At 64.7% G+C, this 24282-nt stretch carries 18 protein-coding genes and 4 pseudogenes; 14 read left to right on the top strand and 8 right to left on the bottom strand.

Translation table 11 applies throughout. The features are described from left to right. Position 1: 1 nt before the first annotated feature. Together BMIN_RS01990 and ilvN are read left to right on the top strand one after the other, a co-directional pair. Entirely contained in the window at positions 2–1951 is a 1950-nt protein-coding gene (locus tag BMIN_RS01990) for an acetolactate synthase large subunit (protein WP_022861275.1), read from the top strand. 20 nt (positions 1952–1971) lie between these two features. Beyond that, positions 1972–2526 (top strand): acetolactate synthase small subunit, encoded by a 555-nt coding sequence (ilvN, locus tag BMIN_RS01985; RefSeq protein ID WP_022861274.1) that lies wholly within the window; start codon positions 1972–1974, stop codon positions 2524–2526. A 51-nt stretch (positions 2527–2577) separates the two neighbouring features. Here ilvN and BMIN_RS09145 read toward each other — a convergent pair. The 3 genes and pseudogenes from BMIN_RS09145 to BMIN_RS01975 form a co-directional block, all read right to left on the bottom strand. Continuing rightward, positions 2578–2763, bottom strand: a pseudogene (locus tag BMIN_RS09145) (hypothetical protein); the annotation flags it as partial. A 156-nt stretch (positions 2764–2919) separates the two neighbouring features. Further along, positions 2920–4746, bottom strand: a pseudogene (locus BMIN_RS01980) (ABC-F family ATP-binding cassette domain-containing protein); the annotation flags it as partial. A gap of 136 nt (positions 4747–4882) precedes the next feature. Then, entirely contained in the window at positions 4883–5605 is a 723-nt protein-coding gene (locus BMIN_RS01975; protein ID WP_026647489.1) for a type 1 glutamine amidotransferase, read from the bottom strand. Between the two features lie 91 nt (positions 5606–5696). Between BMIN_RS01975 and cysS the strand changes: the two genes are divergently transcribed. The 10 genes and pseudogenes from cysS (at position 5697) to BMIN_RS01930 (ending at position 16562) form a co-directional block, all read left to right on the top strand. After that, positions 5697–7331 (top strand): cysteine--tRNA ligase, encoded by a 1635-nt coding sequence (gene cysS / locus BMIN_RS01970; RefSeq protein WP_022861271.1) that lies wholly within the window; start codon positions 5697–5699, stop codon positions 7329–7331. A gap of 87 nt (positions 7332–7418) precedes the next feature. Then, positions 7419–9059 carry a signal recognition particle protein gene (ffh, locus tag BMIN_RS01965; RefSeq protein WP_022861270.1) on the top strand — a complete coding sequence of 547 codons (1641 nt, stop codon included), beginning with the start codon at positions 7419–7421 and terminating at the stop codon, positions 9057–9059. Between the two features lie 18 nt (positions 9060–9077). Further along, the gene (locus tag BMIN_RS01960) at positions 9078–10283 is read left to right on the top strand and encodes an endonuclease/exonuclease/phosphatase family protein (protein WP_022861269.1); all 1206 of its coding nucleotides are present in this window, start codon (positions 9078–9080) and stop codon (positions 10281–10283) included. A gap of 132 nt (positions 10284–10415) precedes the next feature. Beyond that, on the top strand, positions 10416–10829 hold the full coding sequence (gene rpsP / locus BMIN_RS01955) for a 30S ribosomal protein S16 (RefSeq protein WP_022861268.1): 414 nt from the start codon (positions 10416–10418) through the stop codon (positions 10827–10829). 2 nt (positions 10830–10831) lie between these two features. Further along, a complete protein-coding gene (locus tag BMIN_RS01950; RefSeq protein ID WP_026647488.1) occupies positions 10832–11065 on the top strand; it encodes an RNA-binding protein in 234 nt (77 codons plus the stop codon). A 9-nt stretch (positions 11066–11074) separates the two neighbouring features. After that, positions 11075–11650: pseudogene (rimM, locus tag BMIN_RS01945) on the top strand (ribosome maturation factor RimM); the annotation flags it as partial. Positions 11651–11805: 155 nt separating this feature from the next. Beyond that, positions 11806–12708 (top strand): tRNA (guanosine(37)-N1)-methyltransferase TrmD, encoded by a 903-nt coding sequence (gene trmD, locus BMIN_RS01940; RefSeq protein ID WP_026647487.1) that lies wholly within the window; start codon positions 11806–11808, stop codon positions 12706–12708. Positions 12709–12951: 243 nt separating this feature from the next. Beyond that, a complete protein-coding gene (locus BMIN_RS08505; RefSeq protein WP_155522363.1) occupies positions 12952–13116 on the top strand; it encodes a hypothetical protein in 165 nt (54 codons plus the stop codon). A 27-nt stretch (positions 13117–13143) separates the two neighbouring features. Next, positions 13144–15933: an MFS transporter gene (locus tag BMIN_RS07960; RefSeq protein ID WP_338010521.1), complete on the top strand. Its 2790-nt coding sequence runs from the start codon at positions 13144–13146 to the stop codon at positions 15931–15933. Positions 15934–15938: 5 nt separating this feature from the next. Continuing rightward, positions 15939–16562 (top strand): response regulator, encoded by a 624-nt coding sequence (locus tag BMIN_RS01930; protein WP_238565584.1) that lies wholly within the window; start codon positions 15939–15941, stop codon positions 16560–16562. Between the two features lie 105 nt (positions 16563–16667). Here BMIN_RS01930 and rsmD read toward each other — a convergent pair whose 3' ends face one another. The 4 genes and pseudogenes from rsmD to rpmB all read right to left on the bottom strand — a co-directional run bounded on the left by rsmD (position 16668) and on the right by rpmB (position 20141). After that, positions 16668–17321 (bottom strand): 16S rRNA (guanine(966)-N(2))-methyltransferase RsmD, encoded by a 654-nt coding sequence (gene rsmD, locus BMIN_RS01925; RefSeq protein ID WP_051126340.1) that lies wholly within the window; start codon positions 17319–17321, stop codon positions 16668–16670. Positions 17322–17480: 159 nt separating this feature from the next. Then, on the bottom strand, positions 17481–18071 hold the full coding sequence (locus BMIN_RS09140) for a helicase-related protein (protein ID WP_420796710.1): 591 nt from the start codon (positions 18069–18071) through the stop codon (positions 17481–17483). Positions 18072–18431: 360 nt separating this feature from the next. Next, positions 18432–19022, bottom strand: a pseudogene (locus tag BMIN_RS09135) (DEAD/DEAH box helicase); the annotation flags it as partial. Positions 19023–19946: 924 nt separating this feature from the next. Next, the gene (rpmB, locus tag BMIN_RS01915) at positions 19947–20141 is read right to left on the bottom strand and encodes a 50S ribosomal protein L28 (RefSeq protein ID WP_022861261.1); all 195 of its coding nucleotides are present in this window, start codon (positions 20139–20141) and stop codon (positions 19947–19949) included. Between the two features lie 312 nt (positions 20142–20453). Here rpmB and BMIN_RS01910 point away from each other — a divergent pair, with 312 nt between their 5' ends. Continuing rightward, positions 20454–21500 (top strand): PfkB family carbohydrate kinase, encoded by a 1047-nt coding sequence (locus BMIN_RS01910; RefSeq protein WP_051126326.1) that lies wholly within the window; start codon positions 20454–20456, stop codon positions 21498–21500. Positions 21501–21537: 37 nt separating this feature from the next. Here the strand turns inward: BMIN_RS01910 and BMIN_RS01905 are convergent, their stop codons facing one another. Next, positions 21538–22836 (bottom strand): lactonase family protein, encoded by a 1299-nt coding sequence (locus BMIN_RS01905; RefSeq protein ID WP_022861259.1) that lies wholly within the window; start codon positions 22834–22836, stop codon positions 21538–21540. Positions 22837–22992: 156 nt separating this feature from the next. Here BMIN_RS01905 and BMIN_RS01900 point away from each other — a divergent pair, with 156 nt between their 5' ends. Beyond that, positions 22993–24267, top strand: coding sequence for a DUF2974 domain-containing protein (locus BMIN_RS01900; protein WP_081648016.1), 1275 nt, complete (start codon positions 22993–22995; stop codon positions 24265–24267). The last annotated feature ends 15 nt before the right edge of the window (positions 24268–24282 follow it).

Raw genomic sequence — 24282 nt, 5'->3', positions numbered from 1 at the left:
AATGGTATTGCCAACGCCTCTTCAGGCTTTCAGCGGAATGCCCAAAACATCCACGACGCCGAATCAACCGGCCGACGTGGGCGGAGAGAAAATGACCGGTGCCCAGGCGCTGATCCGGTCACTTGAGGATCTGGGGGTCACCGATGTGTTCGGGATTCCCGGAGGCGCGATCCTCCCCGTCTACCATGCGATCGATGACGCCACGAAATTCCGATTCATCCTCACCCGGCATGAGCAGGGGGCCGGGCATGCCGCCGAGGGCTATGCCATCGCGACAGGGCGGGTCGGCGTATGCATCGTCACCTCCGGACCGGGGGCGACCAACACCGTGACGGCCATCGCGGACGCGAGCATGGACTCCGTCCCCCTGGTCGTCATCACCGGGCAGGTGGGGGTGAACGCCATCGGGACCGACGCCTTCCAGGAGGCCGACATCGTGGGGATCACCTACCCGATCTCCAAGCATTCGTTCCTCGTCACCCGCGCGCAGGACATTCCCCGCGTGCTCACCGAGGCCTACTACATCGCGCAGTCCGGACGGCCGGGACCCGTGGTGGTGGATCTGACGAAGACCGCGCAGAAGGAGGACATGTACTACTCCTGGCCGCAGCGCATGATCCTCCCCGGATACAATCCCACCACCCGCGCCCATGGGCGCGTCCTTTCGGATGCGGCGAAACTGTTCGCGCATTCCTATCGTCCCGTCCTCTACGTCGGCGGCGGGGCCGTCCGGTCCAACGCCGGAGCCCAGATCAAACGACTCGCCGACCTCACCGACGCCCCCATAGTCACGACGCTTCCGGCGCGCGGAATCGTTCCCGATTCCGATCCGAAGGTCCTCGGAATGCTGGGAATGCACGGCACCATCGCGGCGACGGGAGCGGTCCAGAGAAGCGACCTTCTGGTGGCGATCGGCGCGCGGTTCGATGACCGCGTCACCGGCAAGCTGGAGGCGTTCGCACCCACGGCGCATGTGATCCACATCGACATCGATCCCGCCGAGATCAGCAAGAACCGCGTGGTGGACGTTCCCATCGTGGGCGACGTGGCGGCGGTGATCGACGATCTCATCCCCGAGATAGAGCGCATCCAGGCCATCCAGGGCCGCCCCGACCTGCATCTGTGGTGGGAGCAGATCAAGGAATGGCGCTCCGCCTATCCCCTGACCTTCGAGGAGCCCCCGGATGGCACTCTGGCGCCCCAGTGGGTCGTCAGCAAGCTCTCCGAGCTGGCCGATCCCCACACCATCTGGGTGTCGGGAGTGGGACAGCACCAGATGTGGGCGTCGCAGTTCATCGATTTCGAGAATCCGCATTCATGGATATCCTCCTGCGGCCTGGGAACCATGGGCTATGGGCTGCCCGCCGCCATCGGCGCGGCCGTGGGCTCCACGCGCAAGTTCGACGGCAAACGGCCGGTCTGGCTCATAGACGGCGACGGGAGCTTCCAGATGACCTCGGAGGAGCTCGCCACGGCGCGGCTCGATCACGCCCCCGTCAAGGTCGCCATTCTCAACAACTCCGTCTACGGAATGGTCCGGCAATGGCAGACCCTGTTCTACGGGCAGCATTATTCCCAGACCGATCTTATGGACGGCGAGGCGGCGAACTCCGGCGCCGAGCCGAAGGACGCCGGAACCGGCGCGGACATGGACATCCCCGACTTCGTGACACTGGCCGCCGCCTATGGCTGCGTCGGACTGCGGGCACGCACGAAGCAGGAGGCCGTGGACGCCATAACGAAGGCGAACTCCATCAACGACCGTCCCGTGATCATCGACTTCCGCGTCTGGAAGGATGCGATGGTCTGGCCGATGGTCTCCGCCGGCGCATCCAACGACACCGTCGTATATGAACCGGGTGTCACGCCGCTGCTCGGCGAACGCGCGGGGACCCACAACGACGCCTCTCCATCCGTCGGGACATCCCCTTCGGACGATTCGTCACGCTGACAGGGAAGGGGAAACACACCATGGCCAATTATCCCGCATCGCAACCCGGATCGCAGCGTCACACACTGTCGGTCCTCGTGGAGAACCGACCCGGCGTCCTCGCACGGATCGCCGGTCTTTTCGCACGCCGCGCGTTCAACATCAACTCCCTGTCGGTCTCCCCCACCGAGCGTCCCGACATCTCCCGCGTGACGGTAACCGCGGATGTCGAGGCCGTTCCGTTGGAGCAGATCATCAAGCAGCTCAACAAGCTGCTCCATGTTCTGAAGATCGTCGACCTTGATCCCGGCACCACGGTCGAGCGCGAACTTGTCCTGATCAAGGTGGCCGCCAACCAATCCAACAGATCCGATGTTCTCGAGATCGTGCGGCTGTTCCGCGTGCGCGTGGTCGATGTGCACCCGGAGTCGCTCACCATCGAGGCCACCGGCGCCGAAGGGAAAATCGACGCGCTTCTGGGCCTTCTCGACCATTACGGCATCATCGAGCTTGTGCGTTCGGGCGCCGTGGCCGTCAGCCGCGGGCCGCGGGCCCTCAGCGAGCGCGTGGTGGGTTCGGAGATCACCGGTCGCTGAGGGTGCGCGGCGTTCTCCGATGGCAGGCGCTTGGACGTCAGGCGCCTGCCATCACTCCACCTGAGATCCCAGCTCCATCCATTCCGCCTCCAAACCGGCGGACTCGTCGTCGGTGGCCTTCAAGCGCTCATTGAGGCTGGCCAGACCCTCATAATCGCTGGGATCGTGCACCGCCATCTCCTCCTCGATACGCCCATGCTCATCCTCGAGCTTCGCCAGCCGTCGCTCAATCGCGGACATCCGGCGCTTCGCATCATGAAAGGCTTTGCCCGACAGTTTGGCCCCATCCCCGTCGTCGCCGCTTCCGTCATCGGATTCTTCGGAATCATGCGCCCAACGGGATGGCTGCGACGACGATCCCGCCGACGTATCCGCCGAACCGGACTCCCGTCTGGCCTCCACCATCGACAGATAGTCGTCCACGCCTCCGGGAAGATGCCGGATCTTGCCACCGATCAACGCATACTGATCGTCGGTGACTCGTTCAAGAAGATATCGATCATGGGACACGACGATGAGCGTCCCCGGCCAGCTGTCCAGCAGATCCTCCATCACGGCTAGCATGTCGGTATCCAGATCGTTGCCGGGCTCATCCATGATCAGCACATTGGGCTCGTCCAGCAGAATGAGCAGCAGCTGCATCCGCCGCTTCTGACCTCCGGAGAGGTCCGCCACCGGGGTCATGAGCTGGGCAGACGAGAATCCCAGCCTCTCCATAAGCTGTCCGACGCTCACCTCCTTGCCGTCGACGACATAGGTGGGCTTGTATCTGCTCAGAATCTCGCTGATCCGATAGGATCCCAGCTTCTCCAGCTCATCGAGCCGCTGCGACAGCACCGCGAACTTGACGGTTTTGCCTATTTTCACCCTGCCCGCAGTGGGGTGAAGGCTTCCGTCAAGAATGCTGAGAAGAGTGGTTTTCCCCGCCCCGTTGGCTCCGACGATGCCAACGCGATCGCCTGGGCCGATCAGCCAGGTGACGTCATCGAGGATCTTGCGGCCGGACACGACCACATGATGCGCAGCGGCCGTGTCACGACCGACGGCATTCCCTTCGGCCCCGGCACCGGTTTTGACGTCGGCCTCGGCGTCGTCACTCGGATTATCATGATCCGGATCGACGTCACGCGCCACCGATCCGATCACCACGGGTTCGGCGTAGGCGGAGGGAACCACGTCAATCAGGCCGTGGGCGGATTGACGGGAACCCTCCGTATTCCCCTCGACGTTCCCCTCGGTCGACGCGGCGTCCGGTTTCCCCATCGACGTGGATGACGAATCCATGGACGGCGCGGACGACGTGGACGACGTGGACGACGAATCGTCGGGATATATCTGGGTGACATCGACAAGATCGACGACCTGCTTGCCCAGACGCGCCGTGGCCATCTGCTTGAGTTCTAGGGCGTTGCGCATGGGAGGGACATCCGCGATGAGATCCCGGGCCTGTTTCACGTGAAACTTCTGTTTCGTCGCCCGCGCCCGGGCGCCACGCGACAGCCAGGCGAGCTCCTTGCGGGCAAGATTGCGGCGACGCTCCTCGCGGACTCCCGCCTGACGGTCACGCTCCACCCGCTGAAGCATATAGGCGCTGTACCCCCCTTCAAAGGGGTCGATCACACCGTCATGGACCTCCCACATGGAATCGCAGACCTCATCGAGGAACCACCGATCATGGGTGACGAGCAGCAGCGCCCCCTGTCCCTGAGACCAGCGGTTGCGCAAATGCTCGGCGAGCCAGTGAATGGTCAGAATATCCAGATGGTTCGTAGGCTCATCCAACGCAAGGATGTCCCAATCATGGAGAAGCAGACGCGCCAGATCCGCACGACGACGCTGTCCTCCGGACAACGTTCCCACGGTGGCCTCAAGGTTGATCCCGCCCAGAAGGAACTCGACGATCTCGCGCGATTTCGAATCCGCGGCCCATTCATAGTCGGCTCGGCCTTCGAGGGCGGCCTGACGGACCGTCATCGCGTCGTTCAGAGGATCACGCTGGTCGAGAACGCCGAAGGTGAGTCCCCCGCGTCGCGTCACACGGCCCGAGTCGGGCTCCTGATCGCCGGAAAGCAGCCGCAGCAGGGTGGATTTTCCATCACCGTTGCGACCGACGATGCCGATGCGGTCCCCTTCGAACACCCCCTGCGTCACGTCGGTGAAGACGGTTTTCGTGGCGTACGCGAGTGAGACGTGTTCCAATCCCAAGTCATATATCGGCATGATCCTCTAATCTAGCCCCCGGCATGGAGCCCGATCGCAACCCATATGAAGCTTGGCACGTCATCCGCCGACGGGCAGAGGCACAGTACAGACAAGAGGCGCGGACCGCACCCACCCCGTCACGACATAACCGCCGTCACGCCGTCAGGCTGCGGGCATACGTGTCGCATCGCGCGGCGAAACCGGAGAACACCTGCTCCGCCAAAGGCATCAGCTGCGGGTTGTCCACCGCGAAATCATCGCGAATCCGGGATATCTGCGACTTCTTCAGCTTCTTCGTCATCACCGGCTCGGACAGCCATTCCTCCATCAGCGGAGCGGTGACCTCGAGATGGAACTGCAGGCACAACGCCGATCCGACACGGAAGGCCTGATTCTCCGTGTCCTGCGAACTCGCCAGCAGCTGCGCGCCAACGGGCAACGACACATGGTCACGGTGCCAGTGCAGAACGTCGATCTGCTTGTTCCACATGGAGAAATAGTCATGCTTCCCGACGCGTTTGATCGGCGCGAAGCCTATCTCGTCGTGGGTTCCCTCGCTGAGCTTGGCTCCCAATGCCGTGGCGATTATCTGGTGTCCGAGGCAGACGCCGAGAACGGGCTTGCCCACCGCTATCGCCGCCTTGGCGAGCTTCGCCTCCGCCTTCAGCCCCGGATGCCGGTCGTAGTCGAGAGCCCCCATGGGGCCTCCCATGATGACGAGTCCGGCCACATCGGAGAAATCGGGAAGATCGGGCTTGCGCTCGTCGAGAATGGTCAGCGTCCGCGTGGGCAGCATCGTGTCCTCGAGGCTTTCGAGTATGCGCCCCGGCTTCTCCCACGGAACATGCTGGATGATAAGCACTTGTGGCGATGTCATGGTTCCTATTGTGGCATCGCTCACGTTAACATGCATACGTCCGACGTCGGAGGGATGGCTTTTGTCGCGCAAACCACCTACTCTCTGGGATATGAGCAAAGTCGAGGAACCCCGGAATTCCAGCCCTTCCGAGCACCCCACGCTCGCCACGGCGGCCGAGGGACTGGCCCTGTATGACACCGCATCCCACCGGGTGTCGCCTTTCGTCCCCCTCGTCCCCGGGCACGTGGGGATCTATGTCTGCGGCGCGACGGTGCAGAGTTCGCCCCACATCGGACACATCCGCGCCGCGGTCGCCTTCGATATCGTACGACGGTGGATGATGCGGCTCGGCTATGACGTCACCTTCGTGCGCAACGTCACCGACATCGACGACAAAATCCTCGACAAGGCCGCTGCCGCGGGGGAACAGTGGTGGGCACGCGCATACCGGTTCGAACGCGAGTTCACGCGCGCGTACGACGCTCTGGGGGTTCTCCCGCCCACCGTCGAGCCCCGGGCCACCGGCCATATACCGGAGATGATCGAGCTCATCACCCGCATCATCGACCGTGGACATGGGTATGTGATCCGCGATGCCAAGGGCGAGCCGACCGGGGACGTGTACTTTGACGTCGCCAGCTGGCCCCACTACGGTGAGCTGACTCACCAGAAACAGGGGTCCCCCTCCGATGCCGCCGCAGCGGTCGCCGACCGCATGGGCCCGAGCGTCGATTCCACGGGGAGGGACCGATACAATCCCACGGACCCGGCCGACGCCTCAGACGCCAAGCACGACCCCCGTGATTTCGCCTTATGGAAATCCTCGAAGGACACCGATCCCGCGGACGCCCGCTGGACGACGCCCTTCGGTGAGGGTCGTCCGGGATGGCATATCGAATGCTCGGCGATGAGCCACCGCTATCTGGGTGGGATGTTCGACATCCATGGCGGCGGATTGGATCTGCGGTTCCCCCATCATGAGAACGAGATGGCCCAGACCCGCGCCGCGGGCTGGACGTCGGCCGCCCGCTGGATGCATTCGGCGTGGGTGACCGCCAAGGGCGAGAAGATGTCGAAATCGCTGGGCAACGGCCTGTCCGTCCCCGCCGTGCTGTCGCAAAACTCCGCTTGGATCGTCCGGTACGCCCTGGGCTCCGTCCAATACCGATCCATGCTGGAATGGTCCGACCAGACGCTGGTGGAGGCCCGGTCGGCGTACGCCCGCGTGACCAACTTCATCGACCGCGCCCAGACCATCGTCGGAGAACAGCCCGCACGCGACGAGATCGTCCATGTCTCCGCGGACTCCCTGCCGGACGATTTCATCACGGCAATGAACGATGACGTGAACGTCTCAGGAGCGACCGCGGCGATATTCACCGCCATCCGCAACGGCAACGCCCTGATGTCGGATCGACAGGACCGGGCCGTGGATCCCCGAACCCGGACCTCCGTGCGCGCCTCCCTCGTCTCGGTGCGCGCCATGCTGGACACTCTGGGGCTGGATCCGCTGGCCTCGCCCTGGCTCATCGGGGGGGAACCGGACGGCACGACCGACCGGACGGCCACGGCGCTGGACGCCCTGGTGCGAGCCCAGCTCGATGAACGGTCCAGGGCCCGGTCGAATCGTGATTTCGCCACCGCGGACGCCATTCGGGACACCCTGTCGCGGGCCGGAATCGACATCGAGGACGGGCCGCAGGGATCGTCCTGGAGCCTGTCGACGCAGGAGACGCGGCACTGAGCCGACGACCAACCACCATCACGTGACTCCGGCCCTCCGCCGCACGAATATGGACGGACTCCGGACTCGGCTAGACTTGAGGACATTATGGCAGCATTCAGTTCTTTGACCGATAGGCTTTCCTCGGCGTTCCGTCACCTGCGCAGCAAGGGACGTCTGACCGACGCCGACATCGACGGCACCATCCGTGAGATACGACGCGCGTTGCTTGACGCCGATGTGGCGCTGGAGGTGGTCCGCCCCTTCACGGCCCGGATCCGCGAACGCGCCCTGGGCGAGGAGGTGTCCCAGGCCCTCAACCCCGCCCAGCAGGTGGTGAGGATCGTCAATGAGGAACTGACGACCATCCTGGGCGCCGGAGTCGACCGCCCCCTGAACGTCGCGAAGAACCCGCCGACGGTTATCATGCTCGCCGGTCTTCAGGGCGCAGGCAAGACCACGCTCGCCGGCAAGCTCGGATATTGGCTGCGCGATGCGGGCCACACGCCGATTCTCGTGGCGGCCGACCTGCAGCGACCCAATGCGGTGACGCAGCTCCAGGTTGTGGGCGAACGCGCCGGGGTTCCCGTCTATGCACCCCAGAAGGGCGTGCAGTCCGATGGCGGCGAGGCCGTGGCATCCCCGGGGATGACCTCGGGGGATCCCGTCGCCGTGGCTCGCGACGCCGTGGAGCTGGCCCGCACCAAGCTGTATGACACCGTCATCATCGACACCGCGGGACGTCTGGGCGTCGACGAGGATCTGATGCGTCAGGCGAGGGACATCCGCGATGCCGTGCATCCCGATGAGATCCTTTTCGTCATCGACGCGATGATCGGGCAGGATGCCGTGCGCACCGCCGAGGCCTTCGACAAGGGCGTGGACTTCACCGGAGTCGTGCTCTCCAAACTCGATGGCGACGCGCGTGGCGGAGCCGCGCTATCCGTGGCCAGCGTCACGGGCAAGCCGATACTCTTCGCCTCGACGGGAGAGGGCCTGAAGGACTTCGAGGTCTTCCATCCCGATCGCATGGCGTCGCGCATCCTCGACATGGGCGACATCCTCACCCTCATCGAGCAGGCGCAACGCCAGTTCGACGAGGAGGAGGCGCGCAAGGCCACCCGGAAGATGTCCGAGGGGACCTTCGGACTGGACGACTTCATGGACCAGCTGCAGCAGGTACGCAAACTGGGGTCCATGAAAAGCCTTCTGGGAATGATTCCCGGCATGGCGCAGCATCGACGCGAGCTGGAGCAGTTCGACGAGAAGGAGATCGACCGCACCGAGGCCATCATCCAGTCGATGACGCCCGAGGAACGCCGCAATCCGGACATCATCGACGGATCCAGACGCGCGAGAATCGCCTACGGCGCGGGAACGACGGTATCCGCGGTGAACGGGCTCCTCCAACGCTTCGAGCAGGCCGCGACCATGATGAGGCGCATGGCCAACCGTGGCATGAACGGCGTGATACCCGGATTCGGCGGTCCCGGAGGCAGGAAGAACCGCAAGGGGAAGTCCAAGAAGAAGGGCGGATCCAAATCAGGAAATCCGATGAAGCGCGAGGCCGAGGAGAAGGCCCTGCGCGAGCGGTTGTCGCAGAATCCCACGACGGGCGGATCGGCCTTCTCCAAGAAACCGCAGAACCCCGCACTTCCACAGGGGCTGGATGGACTTCTGGGGGCCGATGGAGCACCCGATCTGCCGCCCAACCTCGGGGGAGGGCTATCGGGCCTTCTGGGCCGATAGCCGTTATACGAACCGATCATGCCCGGCATAACGTGGATAACTCCCATAGCGGTCATACTGCTGCTATGGTCTCTTCTCCGCGTGCTTCCCGCAGGCGCGGACGGCCGATCCCCGTTCCCGTATCTCATATCCCTCGGTCATCTGCTGTGGATCCCGCTCGTCATAGTCGCCGTCGTGGCGGTGGCATCGCATGATCCGGTGTCGGCCGGGCTGGCCATGGCCACGGCCATCGGCATAGGGATCAACTCACTGCTCACGTATCGTCCATGGCGACGCCCGCAGCCGCCGATGCCAACGACGTTCAACGGATCCGCGGACGCGGCAAAGACCATCACCGTGATGACCCTGAACTGCCGCAGGGGGCTTGCCGATGCGGGCAGCGTCGTGGGGGCCGTCCGCGAGCGTGGGGTGCAGGTTCTGGCATTGCAGGAGCTCACCGACGACGCCGTGGCCGCCCTGTCCGCCGCCGGATTGGATGCGCTGCTCCCCCACCACCAGTCCGGAGTCCAGCATCGCGACGACAACGGCGGATTCAATGCGATATGGTCCCTGGCGCGCCCGGTGTCATCACGAAGCGACGCCGTCGCCATATCGGCCGCCGAGACGCCGTGCATATCCCTTCGAATGGGCCCGCAGACCGTGCGTTTCGTCTCCGCGCACACCAAATCCCCGCAGCGTGGATGCCGTGAATGGTCACGGGGAATCATCGGGCTGGGTGTTTTGGCTTCGGAACCCGCGTCATCGGAACCCGCGTCATCGGAACCCGCGGCTTCGGAACCAGTGGTATCAGACACTACGGCATCGGACAGCGCGGTATCGGACAGCGCGGCCCCAAACCCCTCCGACCGCGGAAACGCCGGTTCGCGTCGGCGATCCCGCACCGGAACCGTTCTGATGGGTGATCTCAATTCCAGCCCCGATCATCCCAGCTTCCGGGCACTGCTGGATCAGGGATTCCATGACGCCGGACTGTCGATCGCCCGTCGGCCCGTCGCCAGCTTCCCCTCCTGGATGCCATGGCCTCGTCTGGATATCGACCATATTCTTCTCACCAAGGGGATAGAGGCGTTGCACATCACATCCTTCCCCGTTCCCGGAACGGACCATCTCGCGGTCTGCGCGACGCTGCGGGTGGAAGCCTATCCACCGGAGGCAGCGACGGACACGCCCATAACGCCCGCGAACGCGGGGGCGAACGACGGCTTGGCATTATCCAGTCGCTGAGCTATACTTTTCCAGTTATTCGTGAGTCCGGGGCCCTCTCATTCCCGCGGCCCATGAGGAACGCGTTGGTTCGAGGCGTCATGCCCCACATGGAGCCGACAACCGACAAACACAGCACCAAGGAGAGCCATTTTGGCAACCAAGATTCGTCTCAAGCGCATGGGCAAGAAGTTCTACGCCTTCTACCGTGTGGTCATCAGCGACTCACGCAACAAGCGCGGCGGCAAGTCCATCGAGGAGATCGGTCTGTACGATCCGAACAAGCAGCCGTCCCTCATCCAGATCGATTCCGAGCGCGTCCAGTACTGGCTCGGCGTCGGCGCCCAGCCGACCGAGCCCGTTCTGCGGCTGCTCACCATCACCGGAGACTGGCAGAAGTTCAAGGGACTCGAGGGTGCCGAAGGCACTCTGAAGACCCCCGAGGACGGACCGGATGCCGCCGCCCGCATCGAGGCCATCGACGCCCAGGCCCAGAAGCTCAAGGCCGCCCACTCCGCCGATGCGGCGAAGACGGCCAAGGCCGATGAGCAGAGCCAGGCTGAGTGACCATGCTTGCCGAAGCCGTCGAACACCTCATCAAGAACATCGTGGACTTCCCCGATGACGTGTCCGTGAAATCGCACGAGAACCCGCGTGGCGAGCTGCTGCGCGTGCGCGTGAACCCCGAGGACATCGGGCGCGTCATCGGGAGAAACGGCAGGACGGCCAACGCCATCCGCACCGTCATCCAGGCGTTGTCCGACCACAGCGTCCGCGTGGACATCATGGACATACGGCGGTGATCCGGTAGCGTGGCACACCAACAGCACGCCGACGACCCTCAGCACGATCTGCTGAGGGTCTGTCGTATCGGACGCGCCCAGGGCCTCAGAGGCGAGGTCACCGTCCAGAGCTTCACCTCCGAACCCGATATCCGCTTCGCCCCGGAATCACGGCTTATCGATGACGACGGGAACGTCCTGACCGTCGACTCCTCGAGAACGTTCCGCAACCATTGGATCCTCCACTTTGCGGGGGTGAACGACCGCGATGCGGCCGAAGACCTCAACGGCACGGTTCTTTTCACCCATCCCGACACCGCCGAGCAGCTGGCCCGGGAGGATGCGTTCTATCCACGCGACCTCATCGGGCTGACCGTCATCCCCGCCGCAGGCAACTCCCTGGGCCTTCCCGCCGATATGACGATCGGAACCGTCGTCGACGTCAGTGACGCCACAGCGCAGGCGCTGCTGACCATCCGCCTTCGGAAGCCCGTCGACGGGCAGCGCACCGCACTGGTGCCATTCGTCGAGCAGATCGTCCCCGACGTGGACACCGAGGCCGGCATCATCACGATCGACCCGCCTGGCGGTCTGATGCCCGGACTGTCAGCCGACGACGACAACGACATGGACGACGACGACAACGGCACGAACGACAGCATGGACGACGACGTAGCCACGGATGCCACGAATGACGGAGAAGCCCCTGAGTCCGCCGCCATCACGGATGACGCCGAGGACACCGCCGCATGAGCGCGACGATGCTCATCGACATCGTGTCGGTGTTCCCGGAATACTTCGACGTCGTGGGCCTCAGTCTGATGGGAAAGGCCCGGGACAAAGGCCTGCTGTCCATCACCACCCACAATCTGCGTGATTGGACGCACGACGTCCACCACTCGGTTGACGACACTCCCGTGGGCGGCGGCGCCGGAATGGTGATGAAACCGGAGGTCTGGGCCGATTGCCTCGATGATCTACTGAATCTGACTGGTCCCGATGATTCGGACGCGTCGCCGTCCGCCGAGGATATCAACGGAACGACGCCCTCCTCAGCGCCGTCCTCCGCGGCGTCGCCCTCCTCAGCGACGTCGACCGCAGAAGCTCGGGCCACGGCGACTCCGATCCTCATCTTCCCCAATCCCTCCGCCCCTCTTTTCACGCAGTCGGAGGCGACTCGCCTCTCTCACGCCGGGCATCTGGTCTTCGGATGCGGCCGGTATGAGGGCTATGACGCCCGCGTCCCCGAGTACTACCGCGGACGGGGGCTGGACGTCCGCGAGTACTCCATCGGTGACTATGTGCTCAACGGAGGCGAGGTGGCGGTCGCGGTGATGATGGAGGCGATAGTCCGTCTCCTTCCCGGCTTCATGGGCAATCCCGAATCCATCGTGGAGGAGTCCTATACCGGTCGCGATCCCCTGCTGGAGCATCGCCAGTACACCAGGCCCGCACTATGGAGAGGTCTTGAGGTTCCTCCCGTCCTCCTCAGCGGCGATCACGGACGGGTCGACAGATACCGCCGGGACGAGGCGCTGAGCCGGACCAGCCGGATACGTCCTGATCTGATCGAGCGCCTGACATGCGCCGATCTTGACAAAAAGGACAGGGCCACGCTGCGCGACCTGGGATGGGACGTCTCCGGAGACCGGCCTCGTCGGTGACGTCCGACTCGTCGGTGACATTCGGTGGCATTCGGTGGCATTCGGTGACATTCGGTGACATTCGGTGGCATTCGCCTCGTCGGTGACGTCCTCCAGAGCGGTGATGTCCACCATAAGGAGGACACGTCCGCGCCCGGGTGGGCTACGGATATCCCCTTCCACCCCTTCTAGTCCTGGAACCGTTCCCGGCCGCCGTGCGTGGCGGTAAGGCACCCCACTGGACCCGGCTGGAAGGCTCATGACATGACACCACCTGACGTATCGGACGACGTGACGCGATCCGAATCCGACCGGGCGCGGCGAACCGTGCGAAGTCCGCAGAATCGACCCGACCGGGCACGAAACCGTTCGGTCGGCATCATCCTCACGGGGCTTATCGTGGCGGTGTCGATGAGTTCGATTGATTAGACCATCGTGTCCCTGTCCTCATAGACGATTCAGACGGGCCTCTCGCTGGACTCCCGGGGAATCGAATGGATCGTGAACTCCTACCAGCTGGCCGCCGCGGCCCTGTTCCCCGTTGCGGGAAAACTCGCCGACGTGCTGGGGTACAAGCGCATGATGCTGGCCGGGACCATCGCGTTCGCCATAGGCAGCCTTCTGTGCGGGCTCACCCCGCAGGGTTCTCTCGCGCTGGCGTGGATGATCGTATCCCGCGTGGTGCAGGGGGCGGGACTGGCTCTGATGTTCCCCTCGGCCATCGGCATACTATTCAGCCACGCGCCACAGGAGAAGCGCGCCAAATACATGGCCATGTTCTTCGCCATCACCGGTGGCATGACCGCGATAGGCCCCATAGCGGGGTCCTATCTCATCACCTTCTTCTGGCGTGCCGTGTTCTTCATCAATCTGCCTCTGGCCATCGCCGCCGTATCCCTGATATGGGCGCTCACTCCGGCCGACGGCAGCACCGGCCTGGCAGCGGGACTCGCCTCCATGGATTGGCCGGGAGCCGTGCTGGTGGCATTGGCGATGGCGTCGCTGATCATCCCCCTGCAGCAGGGCGGAACCGTGGGATGGACCAACGTCCGCATCATCGGCGGTCTCCTCTGCAGCGTCATCCTGTTCCTGGCGTTCGGAATCCATGAGAGCCGAACCACCCGCCCCATCATCACCATCGGAGTGTTCCGCAGCGCTCGGTTCTCGCTGTCCGCTCTGGCGACGTTGGCGGCCTCCATGGCATTCATCCCCGTCATGTACTTCGTCAGCGTGTACGGCGAGCTGGCGCTGGACCAGAATGTCCTGCACGCCAGCGAATTCATTCTGTACTTCTTCATCGGCTTCATGGTGGCGGCCCAGATCGGCGCCAGGATCTTCGACGCGCACGGCATCCGCAGAGTGCTGCTCGTCGCGGGACTCCTGTCCATCATCGGGTTCGGACGGCTGCATGCCATCGCGGGCGGCCTCGACGCGGGAGTTCCTCCGGTGTCGGCCCTGACCGTCCCTCTGATGCTCAGCGGAGCCGGAATCGGCAAGCGGAACCGTCTTCCTCACGATGGCCGCGGTGGGACTGGCGTTCCTTCTCATCGCGGCGTTCTACGGGCCAGGCGATGCCCACCGTGCGGCGGCGCAGAGCCACAGTCGTGCGGCACTGCCGGACCACAGCGCGGAGCCATCGGACGTTGCCACGGACTGACTCCGGTCTTTGGCGGTAGTCTAAGGGAACGCCCGCCCCCGGACGCCGCCCGATGCGGGCCATCCGGTCGCGATGTCCGGCGCATGGCCGATCCCATGGAAAGCGCGGACCCGCCCGGCGAAAAAGCAAGAAAGGAACGCGCCGTGGATGAGGACATCAGTGCGATGGATGCGGTTCCCGGACCGCCGTCCACCGTGCCACGACGTTCCATGCGCGGCCGGTGGAATGGCTATCTCATCATCAGCACGCCGTTGATCGCGCTGCTGATCGTGACGTCCGGCTCCGCCGCGGTCTCGTCACGAATCGTCGCGGCGTGTCTGGTCGCCGTCCCCAGCGTGATGTTCCTGGTGAGCGTCAGTCCCCGCACCAGGGGAGTATCGAACGAACGGTTCATGACGAGCAAAAGCGGGGCGTGGGGCTGGATATTCGCGGGGCTGACGGCGGCATCCCAACTGGCGGCCTATTGTCTGGAGCATCAGGCGATGTTCGCGCAGGTGTTCCTGATCCCCGAGCTCTTCATAGCCTTCACCTACGGATCGGCGATGTGGCTGATCACGACGATGAACATCGGCCTCGTCGCCATCTCCATCGCCCAAGCCTGGCCGCCCACGACGGTTACCGTCATGAACGCGATCGCCCAATCCGGCGGCTCCATACTCTTCAGCGCCATGATCGGCGGCGCCATCGATCAGATCGTTCAGGTGAGCAACCACAACCAGCATCTGGTGACGCAGCTCCTCGACCAGCAGGGACAGATCCGGGCATTGAGCCATGACGAGGGCATCATGGCCGAAAGGCAGCGTGTGGCCGGCGAAGTTCACGACACGCTGGCCCAATCCCTGGCGTCGATGCTGGCTCTGGGAAGAACCGCACGCGAGGAGGCGCAGTCCGGGGAGCTCGAGAATCTCGACGCGCATCTCTCCATGATCACCATGATGGCCCAGGAGGGTCTGGACGACGCCCGGCAGCTGGTCGCCGCCGGCATGCCGACGTCGCTGCGGGGAGGGCGCGGACTCCATGATTCCGTGCATCGCACGGTCCGGAGGTTCTCCGAGCAGACGGGAATCGACGCGACCATCGACTGCGACGACGACGGAACCCTCGCGATCGGCGACCAGCAGCTACAGGTCGTGATACTGCGCATCACCCAGGAATCGTTGGCGAACATCCGCGGCCACGCCTTCGCGCATAACGTCGAGGTAACCGTCATGCGCATGCGCGATGAGCCCGAGGATGACAGGATCGTCGTCACCATCACCGACGACGGCGCGGGGTTCGACGTCGACGCGCAGGAGCGCGAGCGCCGCAATGGTTGCCGGGCACCGGGGCACGGATACGGATTGACGGACATGCGCCGTCGCGTGGACCGGTTCGGAGGAACGTTGCGCATCGATTCGGCGCCCGGATCGGGAACCACAGTACAGGCGTCGCTGCCGATCCGCGGCAGCAATGCCGCATCCGACGACGACGGCATCATGAGGGGCGCCAGGTCGGAGGTCGCCACGTCGGGCACCATCCAAGTCGCCACGTCGAACGCCACGTCGGGGGTCGCCATCGACGAGGTTCTCCACGGACGGGGATCACGATGATACGCATGGTCATAGCTGACGATCACCGCATGGTTCGCGAGGGCATCAAAAGCATGCTGATGAAGCATGCCGATCTGGAGGTCGTCGGTGAGGCGTCGAACGGAGAGGAGGCCGTGGGACTAGTGAGGGCGACCAGCCCCGACCTTCTTCTGCTGGACCTGCGCATGCCGGACATGAACGGCCCCGAGGTCAGCGAGAGAGTGCTGTCATTCGCCCCCACGACGAAGATCGTGATTCTGACCACGTATGATTCCGATGCGGACATCCTGCCGGCAATCGAAGCCGGCGCGAACAGCTATCTTCTCAAGGACGTCCGTCCCGCCGCCCTTGCCGATGCGATACGCGACACCATGGCCGGACGCACCGTCCTCGACTCCCACGCCATTCAGGCTGTCACTGTGCAGTTGCGACGACCACCGTCCAGGCGCCAGGGACTCTCCGCGCAGGAGCTCAGAGTGCTGCGTCTGGCCGCCGACGGCATGACCAACCGGCAGATCGCCAGAAGCCTGTTCATCGGGGAGACGACGGTAAAAACCTATTTCACTCGCATTTTCGCCAAACTCGAGGTCAACGATCGAACGTCGGCCGTCGCACGCATGATGGCCGACCATCCCGACGATATGGATTGAGACATAAGTGAGACATAAGGATCGGGGCCCGATGGCCGCGCTCCCGCTATCGTTCCCCGAGGCTGTTGTTCCGGCTGTCGTTCCGGCTGTCGTTCCCCGAGCCAGTCATGCATGCTCAGTGGTCTCGCCATGCTCCGCGAGGCCGCCGTTCGCTATGAGCCCGTCGTTCCCCACAGTCCCGTCGTCCCCCGTGATCTCGTAGTACAGCACCGCGGTCTCGCCGTAGGTCCTCCGGTCGACCAGATTCCATCGGTCGTCATCCCGCGGCATGACGGAACGCGTCGAACGCTCCAGCACGATGATCCCTTCGGGCGGGAGCATCCTGTGATCCGCCAGAGTGGCCAGAAGCTCCTCGCAATGCGCCGTGGGGTAGTCATAGGGCGGATCGATGAAGACGACGTCGAACCGCTCGGAGACCGCCGACCGCAGATAACGCTCCACGGGACTTCTGACCGCGTGGATGTCCGCACGATCCGTCGACCGCATGCGCGCGCGGATCCGCCTTGCGACGTCGTTCACCGCGGCGATGGCGGCGGGAGACGAATCCACGCAGACCAGGCTCGCCGCGCCCCGGGACAGTGCTTCGACGCCCAGGGCGCCGGTACCCGCGAACAGGTCGAGCACGCGGGAGTCCTCCACCATGTTCCACGCCTCGAGATGCGAGAAGATGGCCTCCTTCGTCCTATCGGTGGTCGGCCGCGTTCCGGAGGGGGCCGACGCCAGAGGGGTGCCTTTGAACCGTCCTGCGATCACATGCATGGCCACCACTGTAGCCATCCCCGTCCACGATGCCGCGCGTGCAGCGCCGCCACGGTTATGAGCCACCGCACGGTCACGGTCCACCGCACGGTCACGGTCCACCGCACGGTCACAATCACGGCCGCAGCCACCGCGCGGCCAGATCGACCATGGCCACGGTTACGCCCCGAGCAGCGCGGTCTCGCTGGCGCGGGAGAAATCCACCACCGCTCCGGCCAGCTGGACATGCGATTCCAGTCCGGGATCGTCGTCAAGAAGCCGTTCCGCGTCCTTCCGGGCATCGCGAATCGTCTGGGCGTCGGCTACGACGCGAAGAAGCTTGAATCCCGACCGAAGGCCCGACTGCGCGTCGCCCACCACGTCGCCCGCTCCGCGCATCTCCAGATCCGCGCTGGCGATGCGCGCGCCATCCATCGTCGCGCGCACCACGTCAAGACGCCGTTCCGCGACGCTGCCCGGATCGGCCCGTGATATAAGAAAGGCCCATGCCGGAGTCCCCCCACGTCCAACGCGACCACGCAGCTGATGCAGCTGCGACAGTCCGAATCGGTCGGCGTCGAAAACCACAATGCAACTCGCCTGGGGGACGTCCACACCGACCTCGATCACGGTCGTGGAAACCAGAAGCGGAGCCTCTCCGGAGGCGAACCGCGCCATCACCGCATCCTTGGTCGCGTCATCATCACGCCCGGTCAACGTGACGATGTCGATTCCCGCGAACTGCGGAAGCGAGGCAAGACGATCCGCCATCTGCCTGACCGCGTGAAGCGGCGGGCGACCCCCATCGCGGCCCCCGTCATCGTGGTTCGCCTCGCCATCGGCCGAGGACTCGACATCCGCATAAGGCTCTTCGAAGCCATCATCATCCTCGACTTCGGCGGAATTCCCGGAGGACGCGCGTACGCCCTGATCGTCATCGATGCGCGGGCAGACGACATACGCCCTCTCCCCCGCGTCGATACGCGCCCGCACATGGGCGAACATCCGCGCCATAGTGGCTCCGTCCTCCTCGCGGACGACCACCGTCGTCACCGGTCTGCGCCCCTGCGGAAGCTCGGTGAGCTCGGAGACGTCCAGATCGCCGAACCAGGTCATCGCCGCGGTGCGTGGGATAGGCGTCGCCGTCATAACCAGAAGATGCGGGCGACGACCCTCGCAATCCCGGCCCAGCGACCCCCGCTGCTCCACGCCGAAGCGGTGCTGCTCGTCGATCACCACGACGGCCACGTCGGGAGCCTGGAAGGTGCGGGAGAACACCGCATGAGTCGCCACGATCAACGCCGGTTCGCCCGACGCCACGGCCGCCAGAACACGGCGACGGCGCGCCAGCCGCATTCCCCCGGTGACGAGATGGATGGGCACATCCAATCCTGCATCGTCGATCATCCGACGAAGCGACCGCACGTGCTGTCCCGCCAGAACTTGGGTCGGCGCGACGAGAACCGCCTGATGCCCCGATCCGACCGCCTGGAGCATCGCGGCCAGGGCCACCACCGTCTTCCCCGATCCGACCTCGCCCTGCAGAAGGCGACGCATGGGATGCCCGGATGCCATGTCGCGGGCGATGACATCAATCACCCGACGCTGTCCATCGGTCAACGAGAACGGGAGGGCCTTCAGATAACCCTCGACCATCGACCGGTTCCCGCACACGAACGTCCGGCCCGCGCGGGCCTGCTCACGCTGTCGGAGGACGGCGATCTGGGACACCAACGCCTCCTCATAGCGCAGAGCGCCGATGGCGCGATGGAAATCCTCCACGCTCGCGGGGTCATGAACCATCGCCAGGGCCTCGCGACGATGGGGGAATCCACGGCTCTCGAGTATCGGCTCGGGAATCCGGTCGGGCACCCCGGTCCCGTCGACGCGAGACAGCAGCTGGAGGATGGTCTCGTGCAGATGCTCGGCGGAGATGCGGGAATTCGCGTGGTACACGGGTCGAGGACGCGTCACCCTCTCCACCACGCCATCGAGGGACGCGGAATCCGCCACGACGTCCACGTCGGGATGCACGAACTGAAGGTCGGCGTTGAACGTGCCCGCCATGCCCCTGATCACGACCGTGGAACCGTCATGAAGGCGCTGTTCCATCCACGCGATATACGGACGTTTTCCGGAAAAGAAGACCAGCGTGGCCATGGGCCCCGTCACCGGGGCGACGCCCGGACGCGCATCGACGACACTGACCTCCAGACGCCACCCGCGACGGGATGACATCGGCCGCACCCGCGACTCCACGACGGTGACCACGCAGGCGGACGCCTGACCCGGGACGATCCCGGAAAGCGTCCGCAGCGGAACCGGATCGACGACTCTGAAAGGGTAATAGGTCACGGCGTCGCCGACGGTGACGATCCCCAATGACTTCAGCGCCGAGACACGACGCTTGTTGGTCAGCAGCGCCGAAACACGGGTGTCAAGCGATACCGCGGACGAATCCACGCCCGCGTCGGACGGCACGGATGCGCCGCCCGGGAGGGATGTGTCCGATGAAGCGCTCATATCACCGCATTGTCCCCGACCACCCCGACCGGCATGCCCATGCCCGACGCCGACGCACCCTCCGCAAACGAATGGCCCCGAAGACCTGGGGGTCTTCGGGGCCAGACATCACTCCGCTGGGATTCACGCGGCCACGCGCTGAACCTTGCCAGCCTTGAGGCACTTGACGCATACGCGAACGCGGACGTTCTCTCCGTCAACGGTGGTGCGAACCGGCTGCAGGTTCGGGCGGAAGGCGCGCTTATTGCGGATATGCGAATGCGATACGGTGTAACCGGTCTGCGGTCCCTTGCCGCACACTGCGCAACGAGCTGCCATGATGGACTCCCTTAAACGTTGTCTTGCAAGACATCATCACGCCCACCCGACGATTCCCGACGTAAAGCGTCACGACGCCGAACGAGCACACAACTTGTCTACTATATCCCATGCTTCTCAGGAATGCAACTGCGGAATGCGCGGCATGCCCTCCCGGTCGACGGACTACGATGAACACCCTGACCACCGTCGATTGGCCAGAGCGGCAAACGACGTTCAGAATATCATCAGGATGCACTGCTAAGCCCAAATCATCCGCCCGATATCCATGCGGGTGGCCGCTTCAGCCGCACCGACGCGAAGGAGGTCATTATGGCATCATCGCCAGCCCAACAGATGGACGCCATCGTCCATGAACCCTCCGTGATCTCCCTCGGGCAGATCTGGATGGACATCATGATGGATGTGGCCGACGTCCCGCCATCCGGCGGGTTTGCCGTCGCGGCGGACGCCGAACCCGCCCTGGGAGGGAGCTTCCGGGTTCTGCAGGCCGTCCAGCGGATGGGCTCGCCCAGCATGCATGCCGGAATCATCGGAACCGGGATATGGGGCACCGCGATCCGCACCGCTATGGCCACCCACGGCATCGACCACATAGGGCAGGACCGCATCGATTCCGACACCGGATTCCGCATCGTCCTCAATGACGGCGACAGGAAGACCTTCATCGCCCGGTACGGGGCGGAGGCCCAGGGGGCGGACGACATATTCGACGACATCGAGCCGAAGCCCTCGGACATCGTCCACATCAGCGGCAACAGCCTGATGGACCACTCCGCATCAGGACTCGACGCGTTTCTCCGGCGTCCCGAATCGAACCCGCTGCACCGCGAGTATGGGATCGTCATCAATCCCACCCGCTCGTTGGATCTCGTCAGCGACCATCTCATCGAGGACACCGTCCTGGCACGCCCATTGTGGTCATGCAACCGTCAGGAGGCGGAGAAACTGACCCAAAGGCTCGGAGTCGACATCGACTACAGCAGCGCCATGACCGTCGGGGGCTCCTTCGACAAATCCATGGGCATACTGTGCACGGAACTCGGAGCGGCGCTCCACGCGCCCCTTGTGCTTCGCGCCGGGTCCCGCGGCGCATGGGTGCGGGAGCCGGGCGGAATACTCACCCACGTCGAGGGCTTCCCCACCGAGCCCATCCACACGCGGTCGGCGGGCTCCTGTCATACCGGCACTCTATGCGCCATGCTGGCACAGGGATGGTCTCTCATCGACTCCGTCCGCATCGCGAACGCGGCCGCATCACTCGCCATCGCCCACAGCCAGGGCGGCGTCCCGCAATGTCCGGGGAGGGACGACGCTCTGGCCTTGGCCCGGATCACGCCGGACGGGGACCCCGCGTAGGGACGAGGCCCCCGTAGGGAGGAGGCCCCTCACGCGATCACCGCGCGACGCCGGGCTCCCCGATGGGCAGCGTGACGGTCGGTGATCCCACGGACACGACGTCACGGGCGACGGGGCGACCATCATCGGCGATGCCGAAGACGTCCAGATGATTCGACGTCTCGTTGGACACGACCAGCATCCGCCCATACGCCAGAATGTGACGCGGGCGTCCGCCGCCGCTGGAGACTCCACGCTCACGCCATGAACGATCGGCGGATGGGTCGTCCGGGAAGCCACTCCGACCACCGCCGTCATGCCCACCCCATGCCGGTACATAGGACAGCCTTCCCTGCGACCACCGCAGCGCCATGATTCTGTCCGACCCTCGCAGTCCCACGTAGGCCATGCCGTCCGATGACGCCGACGAAGTCCGCTCCCGGACGGGACGCCACGCGGCATCGGGCACGAAGGCCAGCGACGCGGCCTGATCGCCCGGCGCCGCCGACAGAGAGATGCGCTGGACGCAACGCCCGGACCGGCCGTCGTCAGCGGAGGCATCGTCGTCGGAACCGGGAGCGGGGACGGAGGCGGCGTGGCCCGCCCCCAGATCGAGGACCGTCACGTCCCCGCCCCATTCGCCGACGACGGCCACGCGCCAGCCGCCATCCGGCATGGGCAGCAGATGCATATCGCGCGGGCCCGTCCCCGCCGGCAGCACGATCGATCCGACGCGTCGCAGAACGCCATCGTCCCACTCATGGACATGCACGCGGTCGGCGCCCAGATCCGTGGTCAGCACACGCCCATCCGGAAGCGGAAGGATCCAATGCGCATGCGGTCCTTCCTGAGCGGGAAGCGGGCCATGACCGGCCGGAGCCGGAATGGATTGCTTCGATTCGCAGATCCTTCCCGCCTCGTCAAGCCCATGCACCGCGATGGTCCCATCGCCGTAGTCGGCCACCAGCACGACGGCCGAACCCCGGTCGTCATGCGTCGCCACCGCATGCGTGGGCCCCTCGCCGGGAACCGCGACCCTGGAAAGCATCATCAGCGAGGGACGCCCCCCGTGCAAGGACAGCCGCATGGACGCCAGCTCGCCGGTGTTCTCCAGAACCGCCACGATGACGTCCCTCCATCGCAGCAGCCATGTCGGTGAGGGAAGGTCGGCGACCAGCCCACGCGCCACGGAGCCGACCTCACGCCCGGCATCGCCACCCTCATCTCCGGCACGGGAACCACCACCCTCGTCGCCGGCAACCGTAACCCATTCGATTCCACGGCACGATTCACCGTTGAGCGGACCAAATCCACCCACCAGCACATCGACGCCACCATCACCAATCTCATCGGACATGCGTCCCACTCTACGAGAAGGACGTCACCACGCCACCACGGCATAACCGGCGTTCCACGCGAAAAGCAATACGATAGGACCTATAACCGGCATGAACCGGCTGATCACAGGGCGCGCGCCACCATGGCCGGCACGGGATCAAGGGGATCGACACTCATGGGCAGCATCATCGACTACGTCACCTCCACCACCGAGGACTTCGACTCCCGTCCATTCGGGGAGATCGACGCCCTTGTGCTCGCCTGCCTGTCATACGAGCGTCTCCCGCCGTCCGTACCGAGGCTCGACGATCAGGAGCCGCGTCTATCCACCTGGTGGAGGCGGGCGGGACGGGCCGATCTCCGGCATCCCTGGACATCCCTGACGACCATGCTGCGGGCGCCGTTCGATGGCCCGACGATCGCGGAGACGTCCGCCATGCTTCTGGAAGCCGACTTCGATTTCGCCGGCAACCACACCGGACTGGGACGCCCCGACAACACGCGCCGGCTCGTCGAGGCCGTCGGCGCAAGCCCGCGCTTCTCTCCGATCCGAATCGGAGCCGTGCAGGAGCATGTAAGCTGCGAGCACCAGACCCAGTTCGCCGCCCAGACGATGATGCTTCCCGACGGAACCCTTGTGGTGGCGTACCGTGGAACGGACGAATCCTTCACGGGGTGGCGCGAGGATTTCAACATGACCTTCCAATATCCGGTGCCGGCCCAGGAGTCCGCCGTCCGATACCTCACCCGCGTGGCCGGGATCTGGCCACGGGGACGGATCGTCACCACCGGCCATTCCAAAGGCGGGAACCTGGCCGTCTACGCCGCGATCGAGGCGCCGAAGGCCGTTCAGGAAAGGATCTCACTCGCCTATAGTCTGGACGGCCCGGGATTCCCCAGCGACGTCGTGTGCGGACCCCGATACCGGAACGTCATCGGACGGATCCGCAAGATCATCCCCGATTCCTCCATCGTCGGCATGATCTTCGACACTCCGGAACCCTGCACCGTGGTCGAATCGGACCAGAAAGGACTGATGCAGCACGACGCGTTCTCCTGGCAGATCAACGATGGGATTCTCGTCCGCATGCCGGCGGTATCGCCAAGCTCGCAATACTTCAACAAGACGCTGAACTCGTGGATCGAGGGCCTCTCCGTCGAGCAACGGCGACGGACCGTGGATGCGCTCTTCTCGACGCTCGAGTCCAGCGGCGCCGACACCATGCGCGGGATGCTGGGAGTTATCCCGAGGGCCCTTCCGGACATGATCTCCTCGTTCGCGGGACTATCCTCTCAAGATAGGCGCAACATCCTCGCCGCGGTCAACCTGTTCGCCAAAGCCGCATTGATGCGCAACAGGATCCGCGGCCTGACACCGGAACCGACGATCCCCTCCCATCCGGCACGGGACAGCGGCATCGCATCGACCTCTGAAGGAGAATCCGCATGACATCGTCATCCCCCC

It is taken from the genome of Bifidobacterium minimum, from assembly GCF_000741645.1.
GTDB lineage: Bacteria > Actinomycetota > Actinomycetes > Actinomycetales > Bifidobacteriaceae > Bifidobacterium > Bifidobacterium minimum.
Note: the sequence above shows the minus strand (reverse complement) of the source record. Positions and strands in the feature narration are given on the sequence as shown.